The sequence below is a fragment of the Streptomyces sp. NPDC027189 genome, assembly GCF_055566975.1.
The window spans coordinates 671968-688822 of record NZ_JBVHRI010000002.1 but is presented as its reverse complement, the minus strand read 5'-3'; the positions used below and the strand labels follow the sequence as shown (position 1 = coordinate 688822).

The following is a 16855-nucleotide window of genomic DNA, read 5'->3' as shown; positions in this document are numbered from 1 at the left end:
GTGCGGATCTGGGACCGGGCTACTGGGTCCTGCACCAACACGCTGACCGGGCACGCCGGCGGAGTGCAGGCCGTGGCGATTGCCCCGGACGGCACCTGGCTTGCCACTGGAGGTGGCGACGGAACGGTGCGGATCTGGGACCGGGCTACTGGGTCCTGCACCAACACGCTGACCGGGCACGCCGGCGGAGTGCAGGCCGTGGCGATTGCCCCGGACGGCACCTGGCTCGCCACTGGAGGTGACGACAGAGCCGTGCGGATCTGGGACCGGCCTGCAAACAATGCCACCGCCGCCGCTGGACGCGCCCACAGGGTGGATGTGGTGGCGGTTGCTCCGGACGGCACGTGGCTTGCCACGACCGGCAGCGACGGGACGGTGCGGATCTGGGACGGGGACACCGGCACCTGTACCAACACGCTGACCGGGCACGCCGGCGGAGTGCAGGCCGTGGCGATTGCCCCGGACGGCACCTGGCTCGCCACGGCAGGCACCGACAAAACGGTGCGGATCTGGCTGCGGGCCACCGGCATCTGCACCCACACCCTGACTGGACACACCAGCGAAGTGCAGGCCGTGGCGATTTCTCCGGACGGCACCTGGCTCGCTACCGGCAGCGGCGAGACGGTGCGGCCCGTGATTTACAGCCGCACGAACAGCGGCGACATCCCACCCGGCGGGGAGCTGCGGATCACGGACCGAGCCGCCGACCGCGGCGAGATCGTTACTCCCGGGGAGGTGCGGATCTGGGACCGGGTCAACGGCTCCTGCACCAACACGCTGACCGGATACACGGGCAGCATGCAGGCCGTGGCGATCGCCCCGGACGGCACCTGGCTCGCCGCCATCATCAACTCGGCAGTGTGGATCTGGGACCGGGCCACCGGCACCCGCACCAGCACCCTTGGATACAACGGCTATGTGGACGCCATGGCGATTGCCCCGGACGGCACCTGGCTCGCCACAATCGGCCACGACTACGGCGTTGACAGTGAGGGGAGAGTGCGGATCTGGGACCGGGCCACCGGCACCTGCACCCACACTCTGACCGGACACACCGGCGAAGTGCAGGCCGTGGCGATTGCCCCGGACGGCACCAGCCTGGCCACAACCGGCAGCGACGGGACGGTGCGGATCTGGGACCGGGCACTGGAGCACCCTGTCATCCAGGTACGGACGGACGACTCCCTGGCCGCCTGTGCCTGGGCTCCTGAGGGCCGAGGCTTGATAGTCGGCGGCGCTCGAGGACTGTATTTCTACGACTTCCGTCCCGGGGCACCCACTCGCGGCAATTGACCTGTGATCCGGGGCGGCCGACGGCGTGGTGACTGGGCTCGACAGACCGTCACAACCACTCCAACGGTGACGCCGAAGAGCCCGTCTCGGCGTCACGGACATGCAGCCTGTGAATCGTCGCAGTTCAGAGCAGGTATCCGAGCTCCTGCGGTCGGTAAAGTGGAATACAAGCGCGGTACCGACGCCGGCGTCATCAACCAGGGCCTCTTCTACATGTCCTGGCTCCTCGACCACAGGGACGCCTTCCACCGGCTGGTCCGCGAACGGCTCGGACCTGCGGCAGCGGCCCAAGTCGTGTTCCCCGCGGCTCCCAGTGGGTGACCGCCCCCTCGACAACAGCCACCGAACCTGAGATTCGAGGCCGCCCCACTCAGATCAGTGAGACTCACCCAAGCTCAGAGAGACGGGACAGCTCCGACCAGCCTGTCTCAGATTTGTGGCCGATCGGCCATCGAGTGGCCATCGGTCGTGAGATTCGGCCACGGAATCTGAGATCCCACATGAGAGGTGTAGGGCCTCACATCGCGAGACATTGGGCGGTACCGGTCCGGCCGTTCGGCCGCGCGTCACCTTGAGATGCGGGCTTCGATGCCGTCAAGCAGGAAGTCGAGGCCGATCCGGAAGGTGTGGTCGGCGTCCAGGTGGGCGGCATCGCGCACCACCGTGGCCAGCGCGGGGAATCGGCCGGTGGCAAAGGTCCGCTCCAGATAGGGCCCGAGTGAGGCCTGCCAACGCTTCTCGTCCATCCCGGTGGCCCGCTCGGCACGCCGCTCGGCGATCTCCCGACGCACCGCGCCGATTACGTACGCGTCGACCGCGGTGACCACCGGCATGATGGCGTCCACATCAACGCCGCCCAGCGCGGCCACGACGGCCTCCCCCCTGGCCAGCGCGTGCGGCCCGAGCTGCGGTCGTCCACCGAGCAGATCGGCGAGCCATTCGTGCTCGTGAGCGGCCTGCCGGGTGGTTTCGGCAAGAGACCGCAGCACCTCCCGCCAGTCGTCTCCGACCGGCCGGATCTCGGCGTGGACCGCGTCGACCATCAGGTCGAGCAACTCCTCCTTGCTGGCGATGTAGCTGTACAGCCGCATCGGCCCGACGCCCAGCGCGGTGGCTACCTTGCGCAGGGACACCGCCTCCAGGCCGTCCGCGTCGGCCAGTTGGATCGCCGCTCGCACGATCCGCTCCCGGCTCAGAGGGGCCGGTGCCGGTCGATTCGGTGGCTCCGGCCTCTCCCACACCAACATGCCGCTGACGATACATGGCATCGGGCGATACAGTGTATCGATCCGTACGGCGTATCGAGGAGAGGCAACCATGACCATCGCCATCGCCGGAGCCGGCCCCGGCGGCCTGGCTCTCGCCCGTGTGCTGCACGTGAACGGCATCGACGCCGTCGTGTATGAACGTGAATCGTCACGCGGTGCGCGCGGTCAGGGCGGCATGCTCGACATCCACTCCGGCCAGCGGGCGCTGCGCGAGGCCGGTCTGATCGACCAGTTCTACGCGATTGCCCGTGGTGAAGGACAGGACATGCGTCTTCTCGAGCCGGATGGCACCCTGCTGCTCCAGGAGGACACACTCGACGACGCCCCGCTCGATCGACCCGAGGTCGACCGCGCTGATCTGCGCAACCTGCTGCTGGATTCCCTCCCCGAAGACGTGGTGCGCTGGGGGCACGCGTTCAAATCCGCCGACAACGGCCTGCTGCACTTCGCCGACGGCAGCAGTGCGACGTATGACCTGCTGGTCGGCGCGGACGGCGCGCAGTCCCGGGTCCGCGCGCTGCTCACCGACGCCCGCCCGGCGCATATCGGCCAGAACGTCGTCGAGGTCGGCATTCCTGACATCGACCGCACGCACCCCGACCTCGCGGCGATGGTCGGGCGCGGCAACTACTGGGTGCTCGGCAACGGAATATCCATGGCGGCGCAGCGCAACGGCGACGGCCGCGTTCGCATCGGCCTCAGCTTCTATGGCACCGCCGAGGACTGGTTCGCTACCAGCGGGATCCCGTTCGACGACCCGGCCGCCGCCCGGGCGCGGCTGATCGACCTGCTCCCCGGCTGGGACTCACGGTTCACCGCGCTGATCGCGGCCTGCGACGACACGGTCGTGCCGCGGTCGATCACCACTCTCCCGGTCGGCCTGACCTGGCCGTCGACGCCAGGCGTCACGCTGCTCGGCGATGCCGCGCACCTGATGCCGCCGGTGGGAGAGGGCGCCAACATGGCGCTGCTCGACGGCGCCCTGCTCGGTCTCGCTCTGGCCGCGCACCCGGACGACTTTCCCGCCGCCGTCAAAGAATACGAACGCGAGATGTTCGAACGCACCAGCGCTGCCGCCCGGATGTCCGCGGACATCCAGGAATTGCTGACGTCGCCGGACGCCGCCCAGAAAATGCTCGCATTCTTCCAACCTGGCTGAAGGTAACAAATACGACCAGGAAACCGGTCGTTCAGCGCCACCGCCTGCCGGGTCCACGCGAAGGTGGAAACCACCTCTGGCCTCGCCAGTTGGTGGTGCGGCTTGACGTCCACCACCGTCGGACCGTGCTCCGTGATCAGGAAGTAGTCCGGGATGTGCTTCCGGATCTTGCCCTTGGCCACGGCCTTCAGCAGAAACGGCTGGGCCACGATGCCATGTACCGACGAGTCGAAGTCGGCTGCTGCGCCGCGAACCGGACCTGCTGCCGCGCGCGGTGGAGGAGTTGCTGCGCTACGAGCCCCCAGTCCACATGCGCGAGCGTGTCCCGCGCGCCGACATGGACGTCGCCGGCACCAAGATCCCGCAACACGCGTCCGTCATTCTGGTGCCGGCCTCGGGCAACCGCGATCCCATGCGGTTCCACGAGGTCGACCGGTTCGACCCCACTCGCGCGGACAACCAGCACCTCGGCTTCGGCAGTGGTATCCACGTGTGCTACGGCGGCCCCCTGGCCCGCGTCGAGGCGTACGCCGCGCTCAGCGCGCTGCTTCCCCACCTCGGCAGCGCCCGCCTGGTCGAAGACCCGCCCTCGTACCGCCGGGACGCCATGCTCCGCGGACCCGGCCACCCGCCCATCCAACTGTGAGGCCGAGTGGCCTCGGCGCCCTCTTCCCGCTGCAGCGGGAAGAGGGCGCCGAGCGATGAGCTACAGCACGCGTGCCTGATGATCCGATCACGTATGAGGGTCTTGACGCCCGGGCGATTACATCTGACTATTTCATCAGAAATGGGGATATGCTCCACTACGACACATACCGCACCGTGTGCCGCTCACCGGGACAACGCCGTTCACCACGGCTGCACACAGGGCCGCCGAGCCAAGTGCCGACGCTCTTACTTCCGCACCGATGGGACGGACCGCGATGACCAACACCGACCACACCCTCCTCCCCGAGCCGGCGAGCCCCCGTGAGATGCCGGACGCCGCGATAGCGATGCTCGATGCCAAGGGCACCGTGGTCGGGTGGACGCACGCCGCTCAGCAGCTCGTCGGTTACTCGGCCGGGGAGGTGGTGGGCCGGTCCGCCGCACACGTGCTGCCGCCTCCCGAGGACGCCCGGAGGGCTTCGGCGTTCTCCGAGCAGTGCCGTGCGCGGGGTGGCTGGTCCGGCACCGTGGCGATACGCCACCGCGACGGCCACAGGCTCAGGATGACGCTGCAGGTCTCGCTGCTGCGCGGGCAGGACGCCGGCACCCGGTGGCTGGTGTCCGTGACGGACATAGGTTCCCTGTCCTCGGGGGCGACCAGCGGACCGGTGAGGGAGTCGCTCCTTGCCCGCGCACCGATCGGCATCGTCGTTTATGACCCGCAGCTGCGCTGTGTGTGGGTGAACGACGCCATGGAGCGTCACGACGGCGTTCCTCGTCACCGACGCTTCGGGCGCGGTCTGAAGGACTCACTGCCTGCCGTCGAGGCCGAAGCGCTCGAGGTGGTGATGCGGCAGGTGTTGAAGAGCGGCACGACGACGGTGCACGAGTACCGTGCGTGGCCGCCTGCGGACCGGCCCCGTGAGCACGCGTTCTCGGCCTCGTTCTTCTGTCTCCAGGGCGCGGACGGCACGCCACTGGGCGTGTGCTCCATGACCGTGGACGTCACCGGGAACCGGCGGGCGCGCGAGCGCCTCGCCATCCTCAGCGAGGCCGGCACGCACATCGGGAGCACCCTCGACGTGATGCGAACCGGGCAGGAGCTGGCAGAGCTCGCCGTGCCCCTGCTGGCCGACCACGCCCTCGTCGATCTCGTGGAGTCTGTTCCGTACGGCGTCGAGCCGTCGGCACGGATCGGCACGACGAGTGGCCGCCCGCAGCTGATGCGCCGTGCCGGTCTGGCCTCCGTCGACCTGGGTGTCCTCGAGTTGCCGTGGGTGCGTGAAGAGGTGGTCCACGCCCACCCGGACTCGCCGTTCTCCGCCGCCATGCGCACGGGCCGGTCGTACCTGGAGCCGGTGCTGGACACCCATGCCGGCCCCTGGGTCGACCATGACCCGGTGCGGGCGCAGAAGGTACGCGACAGCGGCGTCCACTCCTTGATGGTCGTACCCATCCGTGCGCGGCGCTGCGTGCTGGGACTGGCGCTGTTCGGCCGTTCCCTGGAACAGACGCCGTTCCAGGAGGACGACCTGCTCCTGGCCGAGGAGCTGGTCACACGGGCCGCACTCTGCCTGGACAACGCGCTCCAGTACGCGCGTGAGCGCACCGCCGCCCTGACGCTGCAACGTGATCTCCTCCCTCACCGGGTGCAGGGCGGTGCCGCTGTCGAGGTCGCCTCGCGCTATGTGCCGGCCGACATGGACCACGGTGTGGGGGGCGACTGGTTCGACGTGATCGAGCTGTCCAGCGCCCGGGTGGCCCTGGTCGTCGGCGACGTGGTGGGGCACGGCATCAATGCCGCGGCCACCATGGGCAGGCTGCGCACCGCCGTGCGAACGCTCGCGGACCTCGACCTGCCCCCGGACGAACTGCTGTCGCACCTCGACGACACGGTCCGGCGACTGAACGACGAGGACGCCGACGTCTCCGACGAGGTGCCCGCGGTGGTGGGTGCCACCTGTCTGTACGCCGTCTACGACCCGGTCGCCCGACGGTGCACGATGGCGCGGGCCGGGCATCCCCCGCCCCTGATCGTCGACGCGCAGGGCAAGGTCACCATTCCCGACCTGCCCGCAGGAGCCCCGCTCGGCCTCGGTCTCGGCCTGGTGCCTTTCGAGTCCGTGGAACTGGACCTGCCCGAGGGAAGTGTGCTCGCCTTCTACTCCGACGGCTTGGTCGAGTCCCGCGACGAGGACATCGACGTCGGCCTGCAGCGCCTGGGCACCGCTCTCGCACAGCCGGGTGCATCCCTGGAGGACCTGTGCTCGCGGGCGATGGAGACCTTGCCGACTCAGGCACCGGCCGACGACGTCACCTTGCTCCTTGCGCGGACCCGCGCACTGCAACCCGCCCAGGTCGCCTCCTGGGACCTGCCGGACGAACTCGTCACCGTCCCGACAGCCCGGCACCTGGCCGCCCGTCAGCTCAGGGAATGGGGTCTGGAGCCGCTCGTGACGACCATGGAGTCGATCGTCAGCGAACTGGTCGCCAACGCGATCCGCCACGGAGACGGCCCGAGCCGCCTACGGCTCATCCAGCACCGGGTGCTGACGTGTGAAGTCTCCGACACCAGCACCGGCCAGCCACGCCCCCGCCATCCCCGCACTTACGACGAGCACGGCCGCGGCCTCTACCTGGTGGCTCGGCTGTCGCGCAGGTGGGGTTCCCGCTCCGCGGCAGACAGCAAGGTCGTCTGGGCCGAACAAGACCTGCCCTCCACAGCCGGCGCCCTCTGACGCGCCGGCGGCCGACAGCCGCCACAGGATCCCCCCTCTCGGAGCTGCGGGCTCTCGCAAAGGAAAGCCAGAGATATGGACACATCGAATGCTGAAAACGCCGACTCGGCAGGCGCCTCCCAAGGATCGACGAGCGTCTCCGGCACCGTCCCCGGCGGCGGGCCGAACGCCTTCGACGGTCTGGCCGCCGCCGTGCTCGACGATCGAGGCGCGGTGGTGGGGTGGACCGGGACAGCACAGGACCTGACGGGGTTCTGCGCCGACGAGGTCCACGGCCGCCCCGTGCGGGAACTGGTGGCCGACCTCCCGCGCGACCTGCGCAGGGCCACGCAATTGCCGGCGACCGGCCGGGTACGACTGCGGCACCAGTGCGGCAACACGATCGACGTCACATTCCGGACCACACGGGTGAGCGGCTCGGCGGACTTCCTCGTGCTCGCGGCCCCCACCCTTCACGTCGCCGACCGTCAGCACGGCGCAGCGCTCCTGCGCGCACTGTCCGCACAGAACCGGATCACGATCGCTCTGCACGACACGGATCTCACCACCGTGCAGACGAACGCCATGCCGGACACGCGCGACGGCCGTCCCGTACAGCCGGGCACGCGGCTGTACGACGTGCTGTGCGCCGAGGACGCCGAGAGCATCGAGGCGGTACTGCGCCAGGTCCTCGAGACGGGCATCCCGGTGCTCGGCAGGAACCAGCACGTGAGCTGGCAGCACCATCCGATGCGGCGGCACGCGCTGTCGCTGTCCGCCTTCCGTCTGGAGGACGCACGAGGACGCCCCACGGGAGTCGCAGCCATGTACATAGACGACACCGACCAACTGCGTGCCCGCCGACAACTGGATCTCGCCCGCGAGGTTGCCGAGCGCGTGGGAGGCTCCCTGGATGTCGTGCGGACCGCGCAGGACCTCGCGGACGTACTCGTACCCGCCTTCGGGGATCTGGCCGCAGTCGACCTTGCGCAGGCCGTCTTCGACGGTGACGAACCCCCCGAGCGGCTGGGCGGAGGAGATCTGCATCTGCGCATGGCGGCTCTGGTGCCGGCCACTGGAGCGTGGCCGGCCGGCATCAAGCGCGGCAACCTCGTCCCACCACTGTCCGACCACCCGCTCCTGCGCCGCTTCCAGCATGGCGAGACGGTCGTTTACGGCCGGGACGACTTCGTCGCGCTGGTCGGCGGCCGGCAGCTGGTCGAGCAGCTCCTCCCGCACGACGCCCATGCGGTGATGGCGGCACCGCTGTACGCCCGCGGCCTCACCCTCGGCGCGATTGTGGTCTGGCGCACCGGCCCGTCCGAACCGTTCACCGAGGACGAGGTGGATCTCATGAGACAGATCGCCTCACGGGGGGCGCTCGCCATCGACAACGCCCGCCGGTACACGCGCGAGCACAGAGCGGCCATGGCCTTGCAGCGGAGCCTGCTTCCTCCGGCCACGACCGACACCCCGGCAGCTGAGACCGCCGGCGTCTACCTGCCAACAGGTCGTGGAGCGGGCACCAACGGCGACTGGTACGACGCCATCAGCCTGCCCTCTCTCCGGCTGGCCCTCGTCGCCGGAGACGTGATCGGCCGTGGCATACCCGCAAGCGCCACCATGGGCCGTCTGCGCGCCGCCATCCAGACGCTTGCCGACCTCGAACTGGAGCCGGACGAACTGCTCACCCGGATCGCCGACCTGGTCCAGCGCCTCGCGGCGGAAGCAGCACCCGGCAGCCACGACGTCATGGGCGCCACCTGCCTCTACGCGGTCTACGACCCTGTCACCCGACGCTGCGCCATGGCCAGTGCCGGGCACCCACCGCCCGTGCTCGTCCGGCCCGATGGAACCGCCGAAGCCGTCGAAGTTCTCCCGGGGCCACCCCTCGCCGTCTGCGGCATGCCGTACGAGACCACCACGATCGACCTCGAGCCGGGCAGCGTCCTCGCGCTCTACACCGACGGCCTGGTCCACCGAGGCGCGCACGACATCGACGACGGGCTCCGGCGGCTGACCGATGCGCTCGCCACGTCCTGCCGCCCGGACCGCGCTCTGGACGAGACCGGCAGGGCCCTCCTCGGCGATCTGGTGGACGACGCACCGCGTGACGACGCGACCCTGCTGCTGGCACGAACCCGCGCCATACCGGCCAAGGACACCGCTCACTGGCAGATACCGGCCGACCCCGCTGCCGTCTCCCAGGCCCGGGAATGGGCGACCCGCCTACTCACCACATGGGGGCTGGACGACCTCCTCTTCACCACCGAACTCATCGTCAGCGAACTGGTCACCAACGCGATCCGCTACGGCCGTCCGCCGGCGGAACTGCGACTGATCCGCCACCACGTTCTGGTCTGCGAGGTCACCGACTCCAGCAGCACCCAACCCCGCCTGCGCCGCGCACGCACCACAGACGAGGGCGGACGCGGCCTGTTCCTCGTCGCCCAACTCGCCGAGCGCTGGGGCTGCCGCCATGGCCAGAACCACAAGACAATCTGGTCCGAACAGCCCATCGAGCGCACCCGCTGACTGACTTCCCGACTTGTCGCAGCCGCTCGTGATCCGCGAGTGGGAACCGCTGTCACAGCTGGCTTATACGCTGCGAGCGATCTACGACCAGCTGACCGGAAGGCATGATGACGCGCACCCCCAGACCGACGACCGAAGCGATTCTCGCCGCGCTTCCCGCACTCGCTCCCCACGCGCGCGACGCAGTCGTACTCCATCCCGAGCGGGCAGAGCCGGACTGCCGGAACAGTTCGATCGGCGGACCACTGCTGTGGCCGCGTGACGAACCGTGGCCCGAGTGCTCCTTGCCCGACGAGAACAGCCCTGCCGGCGTGCCCGCCACGGCCATGGTGCCGGTCGTACAGATCTTCCGGCGCGACGCGCCGGGACCCTGGTGGCCCGCTGGCATCGACCTCTTGCAGATCCTTTGGTGCCCCAATGAACACTGGGATCCTCCGGCCCAGCAGGCTGACGTCAGCCCTGTGCTTGAGATGCGATGGCGTCGCGCCGCTGACGTGATCAGCCAATTGAGGACCCCGCCGTCACCCTTGCGGTATGACGAGGACGGCTACCTGCCCCAGGCTTGCGCCATCACCGCTGAGCACGTGACCGACTTCCCTTTCCGTGAGGAGCTGCCTGCAGAACTCCGTCCGCGGCTGGAGGAACTGGTCCGCGAGACCGGCGACGGCGGTGACGTCATCACCCGCCTCGCCGGCTGGAAACTCGGCGGCTGGCCAACCTGGCACCTGACACACCCCACAGTCTCTCCCTGCGGTGACTGTGGCACGGCCATGACGCTCCTGTTCACCGTGGCCAGTGACGACGAGACAGGGGTTGTCGTCGGCCGGTGGGGAGACCTGCGCATCTTCACCTGCCCCGCCGACCACCGTCACGCCTTCCAGGTAGATCTGCACTGACCTGGGGCTCATCACCCGCATCACGACCCATCAGACAGGCTCCAGGCATGTGCGGCCTCATCCCCTGCGTTGTAGGGCGAGCAGAATGAGGGCGACGCGGTGCTGCTGCGCTCCGGACACGTCCGCCGCCGCAGGGAACTCGGTGCCTGGGACCCCGACACGGCGAGTGCGGCTTCCATGTGGACGCCGTACCGCTGCCGGCCGAGCGCGGCATCGTGCTGCTCGGCGGGACGGCGACAGTGACGTACGGCCCTGATGCCCGTGGATGCTGTGCACTCGCCGGTCCACGCCCGCCGTGGCCGCGATGGGGGTGCCGCTGCTGGACAACCTCGACCTGGAGGCACACTCGGCCGCGACCGCCGTGGCCGGGCGGCTTGAGCTCTTGCTCGCCGTGGCGCCGCTGAACGTTCCGGGCGGGACGGGCTCGCCCGTCAACCCGGTCGCGGTCCTGTGACAGCGGGCCCGTCCGGTTATGGCGCGTGCGGAAATTTACGAACCGTGACTCGGTCCCTTAATAACCGTATTCTCGTCAATACCAGGATATTTTTGAAAATCTGACGTGCGAAGACGCGAGTGAGGCGAAGCGTGGTTCGGTCCGGCGGGGAACCGATGCGGACGGGGCGTGCGACAGGCGGCACAGGGCCCGCCCATTCTCGTGAGCGGTTTCTGCAGGGTGAGCCGGTCGAGGCGGGCGTGCGATCGTCGATCTTGAATTCGTGGCAGCGCAGCCGCTCCCTGGGCCTCTCACCGGACCAATCCGATCTCCCCTTCCGAGAGGATTTCGATCGCGACGGTCGGATCGTCCGCGCGGCCGTGCCCGTGCTCGACCGGCTACAGGCCAGGTTTGCCGGCAGCAAGATGAACATCTCCGTCGCCGATGCGAGCGGGACGGTCCTCCTGCGCCGTTTCGGAGAGGCGTCGCTGGCCAGAAGTCTCCCGGCGTTTCAGCGCGTCCCGGGATTCGTGTTCTCCGAGCAGGTCGCCGGTACCAACGGCATCGGTCTCGCACTGGCGGAGCGGCGACTTATCCGGGTCTACGGTGCCGAGCACTTCGCCGAGCGCTCTCAGGGAAGCGCCTGTCGCGCGCTTCCCGTCCGCGACCCGCTCAGCGGCTGCATCGAGGGCGTCCTGTGCTTCGGCTATCCGCGCAGCGCCGAGGACCCGGCGCTGGCCGGCGTGATACGCAAGGCGGCCGAGGCCATCGAGCGGCGGCTGCTGGGGCAGAGTTCCGCGCGTGAGCGCGCTCTGCTTCGGGCGTACCTGGACACTGGCTCCGAATTCGCTGTCGGTCTTCATCATGGAATCGGGGTGGACGAACTGGCCCTCGAGCTCCATCCCCGTGACCGGGCGGTCCTCATGGAGAAGGCCGCCGAGCTGATCTCCTGCGCGCAGCGGGCCGCCGCCGCCGTGTCCCTGCTCGACGGCCGGCGGGTCACGCTCGTGAGCCGTCCGATGACGAGTGGCTCCGGGGTGGAAGGTGTCGCCATCGAGGCCGTCCTCCCCGGCCCCTCATCGCGAGAGCGCCTCGGCATCGCGAGCCAGGTCGACGAGCCGCTGGGCTTCCCCGCCGAGCCCGCCGAGCCCGCCGTCGTCGCTGTCGCCCCGCCGTCCGGGTCCGTTTCCGTCGCTGCGGCCCCCGGGCATCTCTCCGCCATCCCGCCGTCCAGGCGCCTTCCCGACGCCGCACCCGGCCGGTTCGCCACGGTCGGTACGGGTGGCGTGGCGGACGATCACCCCGACTCCCCGCCCCCGGCACGAGGGCTCGTGCTGGTGGGGGAGCCGCACGTGGGGACGTACGCCCTGGCCGCGCGCCGCCGCCTGGAGTTGCTGTCCGAGGCCAGCGCCCGCATAGGCACCACCCTGGACGTGCGCCGCACCGCCCAGGAACTCGCCGAGACGGCGGTGCCGCGACTGGCCGACTTCGTCACCATCGACCTGCCCGAGGCCGTACTGCGCGGCGAGGAGTCCGCCGATCCCCGCAGCGACCTGCGCCGTACGGTGGTCCACGGCATCCGCGACGACTTGCCCTTCAGTCCGGTCGGCCAGCAGGTCGACTTCGGCCCGACCTCGCCCCAGCTGCGTTGTCTGACCAGCGTGCAGGCAGTGCTGGAACCGGATCTGAAGACCGCCGCGGGCTGGCTGGCCCAGGATCCCGAGCACACCGAACAACTTCTCACCGATGTCCACTCCCTGATCGCGGTGCCCCTGGTCGCCCGCGGCGTGGTCCTGGGCATCGCCAGCTTCTACCGTGCGCAAGACCCCGCCCCCTTCAGTGACGACGACCGTTCGCTGGCCCAGGAACTCGCCACCCGCGCCGCCCTGTCCATCGACAACGCCCGGCGCTACACGCACGAACGCACCATGGTCCTGGCCCTGCAGCGCAGCCTGCTTCCGCATGGTCTGCCCGATCAGGACGCCGTCGAGGTCGCCCTTCGCTACCTGCCCGCCGAATCCGACGTGGGCGGAGACTGGTACGACGTCATCCCCCTCTCGGGCACCCGTATCGGTCTCTTCGTCGGCGACGTCGTCGGCCACGGCATGCTCTCCGCCGCCACCATGGGGCGGCTGCGCACCGCCGCACGCAGCTTCGCCGAACTCGACTTCCCCCCGGACGAAGTCCTCACCCACCTCGACAACCTCGTGGGACGCCTGGACCGGGAGGAGCCCGCCGCCGACGGTGTCGGCATCATCGGCGCGACCTGCCTGTACGCCATCTACGACCCGACCGCACAGCTGTGCACCATGGCCCGCGCCGGCCACCCTCCGCCCGCGCTGGTGCAGCCCGACGGCACCGTGTCGTTCCCCGATCTGCCCGCCGGGCCCCCTCTCGGCCTCGGGGGCCTGCCCTTCGAAGCCGCCGAGATCCACCTCCCCGAGGACAGCCAACTGGTCCTCTACACGGACGGACTCATACAGGATCCACACCGCGACGTCGACGTGGTCCTCGACCAGCTGCGCGGAGCCCTGGCCCACCCGGAGCGCACACCCGAGGAGACCTGTCAGGCGGTCCTGGACACCGTGGCGCCCGCCCACCCCTGCGACGACATCGCTCTGCTCGTCGCCCGCACCCACGCCCTGGACCCCCACCGGATCGCCACCTGGGACCTGCCCGCCGACCCCGCCCGGGTCAGCGAAGTCCGCGCCGCCGCCCTGCGGCAGTTGGCCGAGTGGGGACTCGACGAGGCCGCGTTCGCCGCGGAACTGATGCTCAGCGAGCTGGTCACCAACGCCATCCGCCACGGTGCAGGGCCCATCCGGGTGCGGCTGCTCCACGACCGCACCCTGATCTGCGAGGTTTCCGACACCAGCAACACCGCCCCGCATCTGCGCCGGGCGGCCAGCACCGACGAGGGCGGCCGAGGTCTGTTCCTCGTCGCGCAGTTGGCGCAGAGCTGGGGTACGCGCTACCTGCCTGTGGGCAAGGTCATCTGGGCCGAATGCGGGCTCGACGGCGCCTGAGGGACTGAGCGCGGCAATGCGGCCGACGCGATCGTCGGACACGCGAGACCAACCACCGGACACGGTGAATGCCTTGGGCGCCCCACTGGCCCGTTGGAGTCACAGAAGTCGGCGAGATGTCTGACATGCCATGATTCGCCCTACTAATATCAACGAGGAAAGTCGGGAAGTACTCGCCAGGCCGAACCTCCGGAGATGTCCGTGCATGACGCTCCCGACACTTCTGCGAAGGCGGTCCCGCCCTTCGGGGCGGAACCTCTGGTCCGCATCCGCGGGCTCGGTAAGCGGTTCGGCGGCACCCTCGCGCTGGCCGGGGTCGACCTCGACATCCACGTCGGCAGCGTCCTCGCCCTCCTCGGCCCCAACGGTGCCGGAAAGTCCACGCTCATCAAGGTGCTCGCCGGCGTCCACCACGCCGACGCGGGGCAGATCACAGTGGACGGGCACCCGCTCGGGAGTCATGCCGCCTCTCGCAGCATGTCCTTCATCCACCAGGACCTCGGTCTCGTGGAGTGGATGACGGTCGCCGAGAACATCGCCCTGGGCACCGGGTATCGGCGCCGCGCCGGACTGATCTCCTGGAGGCGGACCCGGGAGCGCTGCGCCGATGCCCTGAGGATCGTCGCCGCGCCGCTCGACCCCGACGCGCCGATCGCCCAACTCGCCCCCGCCGAGCGCTCGCTGGTCGCCATCGCCCGAGCCCTGGCGGCAGATGCGAAGCTCATCGTCCTCGACGAGCCGACCGCCCGCCTTCCCGCCGCGGACTGCGCCCGGCTCTTCCGCGTGCTGCACGCCCTGCGCGACCGGGGGCACGGCATTCTCTACGTCAGCCACCGGCTGGACGAGGTGTACAAGGTCGCCGACACCTTCGCCGTCCTGCGCGACGGCCACCTCGTCAGCCACGGCCCGCTGGCGGGCCACCGCCCCGCCCGTCTGGTGCACGACATCGTCGGCGAGGAACTGACCGACCGCCGCCCCGCCACGGTCCCGGCCGGCGGCCCGGCCGTCCTGACCCTCGACGGCGTACGGACCGCAGACGCGGGACCGGTCAGCCTGGAACTCAGGGCCGGGGAAGTCCTGGGCCTGGTCGGCCTCTCGGGCGCCGGGCATATGGACCTGGGCCGAGCCCTCGCCGGCTCCCGGTCCGTCCTCGACGGGCGGGTCCTTCTCGGCGGCCGGCCGTACAGCCCGCGTACGGTCGCCGATGCCGTCGGCCTCGGCGTGGGCTTCGTGGCCGGCGACAGACAGCGGGAGGGCTGTGCCGCCGAGCTGACCGTACGGGAGAACTTCCTGGCCAACCCCCGCGCGGGAGGCCGGCCGGCGCTGCGCTGGATCAGCCCCCGCCGCGAACGCGCCGAGGCCGCCACCTTGATCGAACGGTTCTCGGTGCGTCCCCGCGACAGCGAGGCGCCCATCGCCAGCCTGTCCGGCGGAAACCAGCAGAAGGTCATGATCGGCCGATGGCTCCGGGTGGGCCTGCGCCTGCTCATCCTCGAGGAGCCGACCGCGAGCGTGGACATCGGCGCCAAGGCCGCGGTCTACCGCCTGCTCGACGAGGCGCTGGCCGCCGGCCTTGCGGTCCTGCTCATCTCCACCGACTTCGAGGAGGTCGCGGGCGTGTGCCGGCGAGCCCTGGTCTTCGTCCGCGGGTCCGTGACGGCCGAGTTGAGCGGTCCGGCCCTCACGGTCGCCGGGCTCACCCGAGCGGCTTCGGCCATTCCCCTCTCCGGAACCGCTAACCCGTGACAGCCTCGCCGTCCCCGCCCCGATCCAGGCCGCACCGACCGCACCGACTGGGCCCGCTGAGGCGACTGCGCCGCCCGGGCGGGCACCTCATCGGCACGTACGGCCTCCTGACCCTCACCGCCTTGCTCTTCCTGACCTTCTCCCTCACCCTGCCACGTACCTTCCCCACGCTGGACACCGTCGACGCGATCCTGTCCACCCAGTCGATCCCGGCCGTCCTCGCGCTCGCCGCCATGGTCCCCATCGTCACCGGCCAATTCGACCTCTCCATCGGCTACGGACTCGGCCTGGCTCACGTCATGGTGATGCAGCTCGTCGTCAACGACGGGTGGCCCTGGCCGCTCGCCTGCCTCGCGGTGATCATCGGCGGGGCGGTCGTGGGCATCCTCAACGGTGTCATCGTGGAGTTCGGCCGGATCGACTCCTTCATCGCCACCCTCGGGACCGGCAGCATGCTGTCCGCCGTGACCGGCTGGGTCACCGACGGTGCCCGGATCGTCCCCGGCCCGCAAGGCCTCCCGGCCGCCTTCACCGACCTCTACGACTCCACGTTCCTCGGCCTTCCGGTCCCCGCCTTCTACGTACTCGCCCTCGCGGTCGCCCTCTGGCTGCTGCTGGAGAGGCTGCCGCTCGGCCGGTACCTGTACGTCATCGGCTCGAACCCGCGCGCCGCCGACCTCGTCGGCATCCCGACGCGCAAGTACTCCGTCTACGCGTTCACCGCATCGGGGCTGATCGTCGGCTTCGCAGGTGTGCTGCTGGCGGCCCAACAGCAGATCGGCAATCCCAGCGTCGGCCTCGACTACCTGCTGCCCGCCTTCGTCGGCGCCCTTCTGGGCTCCACCGCGATCAAACCCGGCCGCCCCAACGCCATGGGCACGCTCGTCGCCGTCGCGGTCCTCGCCGTCGGCCTCACCGGCATCGGTCAGATGGGCGCAGACTTCTGGACGAACCCACTGTTCTACGGTGGCACCCTGCTCATGGCTGTCGGCCTGTCCGGCTACTCCGCCCGCCGCCTGCGCAACGGCGCCACAGCGGCCCGCGATGCGCCCGCCGCGGCGCCTCCACCGCCGTCCTCCCCGCCGCGGGACGGTGGTAGAGCGGGCACCACTCCCTGACCCATGCCACGGGCGT

9 protein-coding genes and 3 pseudogenes are annotated in these 16855 nt (G+C 70.0%); 11 read left to right on the top strand and 1 reads right to left on the bottom strand.

All coding sequences use genetic code 11. The features are described 5' to 3' along the window. On the top strand, positions 1-1293 hold a 1293-nt coding region (locus tag ACZ4RZ_RS07525), incomplete at its 5' end, for a WD40 repeat domain-containing protein (RefSeq protein WP_467742955.1). Positions 1294-1428: 135 nt separating this feature from the next. Beyond that, a pseudogene (locus ACZ4RZ_RS07520) lies at positions 1429-1599 on the top strand (transporter); the annotation flags it as partial. Positions 1600-1859: 260 nt separating this feature from the next. On the opposite strand, the gene ACZ4RZ_RS07515 reads toward ACZ4RZ_RS07520, so the two are convergent. Continuing rightward, positions 1860-2540, bottom strand: coding sequence for a TetR/AcrR family transcriptional regulator (locus ACZ4RZ_RS07515; RefSeq protein WP_467743095.1), 681 nt, complete (start codon positions 2538-2540; stop codon positions 1860-1862). Positions 2541-2610: 70 nt separating this feature from the next. Between ACZ4RZ_RS07515 and ACZ4RZ_RS07510 the strand changes: the two genes are divergently transcribed. The 9 genes and pseudogenes from ACZ4RZ_RS07510 (at position 2611) to ACZ4RZ_RS07470 (ending at position 16839) form a co-directional block, all read left to right on the top strand. Beyond that, a complete protein-coding gene (locus ACZ4RZ_RS07510; RefSeq protein ID WP_467742953.1) occupies positions 2611-3720 on the top strand; it encodes an FAD-dependent oxidoreductase in 1110 nt (369 codons plus the stop codon). Positions 3721-3961: 241 nt separating this feature from the next. Beyond that, positions 3962-4366, top strand: a pseudogene (locus ACZ4RZ_RS07505) (cytochrome P450); the annotation flags it as partial. A gap of 262 nt (positions 4367-4628) precedes the next feature. After that, positions 4629-7106, top strand: a complete 2478-nt coding sequence (locus ACZ4RZ_RS07500) for a SpoIIE family protein phosphatase (protein WP_467742951.1) — start codon at positions 4629-4631, stop codon at positions 7104-7106. A 75-nt stretch (positions 7107-7181) separates the two neighbouring features. Beyond that, on the top strand, positions 7182-9620 hold the full coding sequence (locus ACZ4RZ_RS07495; protein ID WP_467742949.1) for an ATP-binding SpoIIE family protein phosphatase: 2439 nt from the start codon (positions 7182-7184) through the stop codon (positions 9618-9620). A gap of 284 nt (positions 9621-9904) precedes the next feature. Beyond that, positions 9905-10516 carry a hypothetical protein gene (locus ACZ4RZ_RS07490; RefSeq protein WP_467742947.1) on the top strand — a complete coding sequence of 204 codons (612 nt, stop codon included), beginning with the start codon at positions 9905-9907 and terminating at the stop codon, positions 10514-10516. An 87-nt stretch (positions 10517-10603) separates the two neighbouring features. Next, positions 10604-10970: pseudogene (locus ACZ4RZ_RS07485) on the top strand (cyclase family protein); the annotation flags it as partial. Positions 10971-11125: 155 nt separating this feature from the next. After that, positions 11126-13975, top strand: a complete 2850-nt coding sequence (locus ACZ4RZ_RS07480) for a SpoIIE family protein phosphatase (RefSeq protein ID WP_467742945.1) — start codon at positions 11126-11128, stop codon at positions 13973-13975. Positions 13976-14176: 201 nt separating this feature from the next. After that, entirely contained in the window at positions 14177-15721 is a 1545-nt protein-coding gene (locus tag ACZ4RZ_RS07475; protein WP_467743094.1) for a sugar ABC transporter ATP-binding protein, read from the top strand. After that, positions 15718-16839, top strand: a complete 1122-nt coding sequence (locus ACZ4RZ_RS07470) for an ABC transporter permease (protein ID WP_467742943.1) — start codon at positions 15718-15720, stop codon at positions 16837-16839. Before ACZ4RZ_RS07475 ends, ACZ4RZ_RS07470 begins: the two co-directional genes overlap by 4 nt. Positions 16840-16855: the final 16 nt, after the last annotated feature.

Excerpts from the sequence above, each read along its gene's own strand:
- ACZ4RZ_RS07515 (WP_467743095.1), bottom strand. The coding sequence starts at position 2,540 with ATGTTGGTGTGGGAGAGGCCGGAGCCACCGAATCGACCGGCACCGGCC.
- ACZ4RZ_RS07480 (WP_467742945.1), top strand. The coding sequence starts at position 11,126 with ATGCGGACGGGGCGTGCGACAGGCGGCACAGGGCCCGCCCATTCTCGT.
- ACZ4RZ_RS07500 (WP_467742951.1), top strand. The coding sequence starts at position 4,629 with ATGGGACGGACCGCGATGACCAACACCGACCACACCCTCCTCCCCGAG.
- ACZ4RZ_RS07510 (WP_467742953.1), top strand. The coding sequence starts at position 2,611 with ATGACCATCGCCATCGCCGGAGCCGGCCCCGGCGGCCTGGCTCTCGCC.
- ACZ4RZ_RS07495 (WP_467742949.1), top strand. The coding sequence starts at position 7,182 with ATGGACACATCGAATGCTGAAAACGCCGACTCGGCAGGCGCCTCCCAA.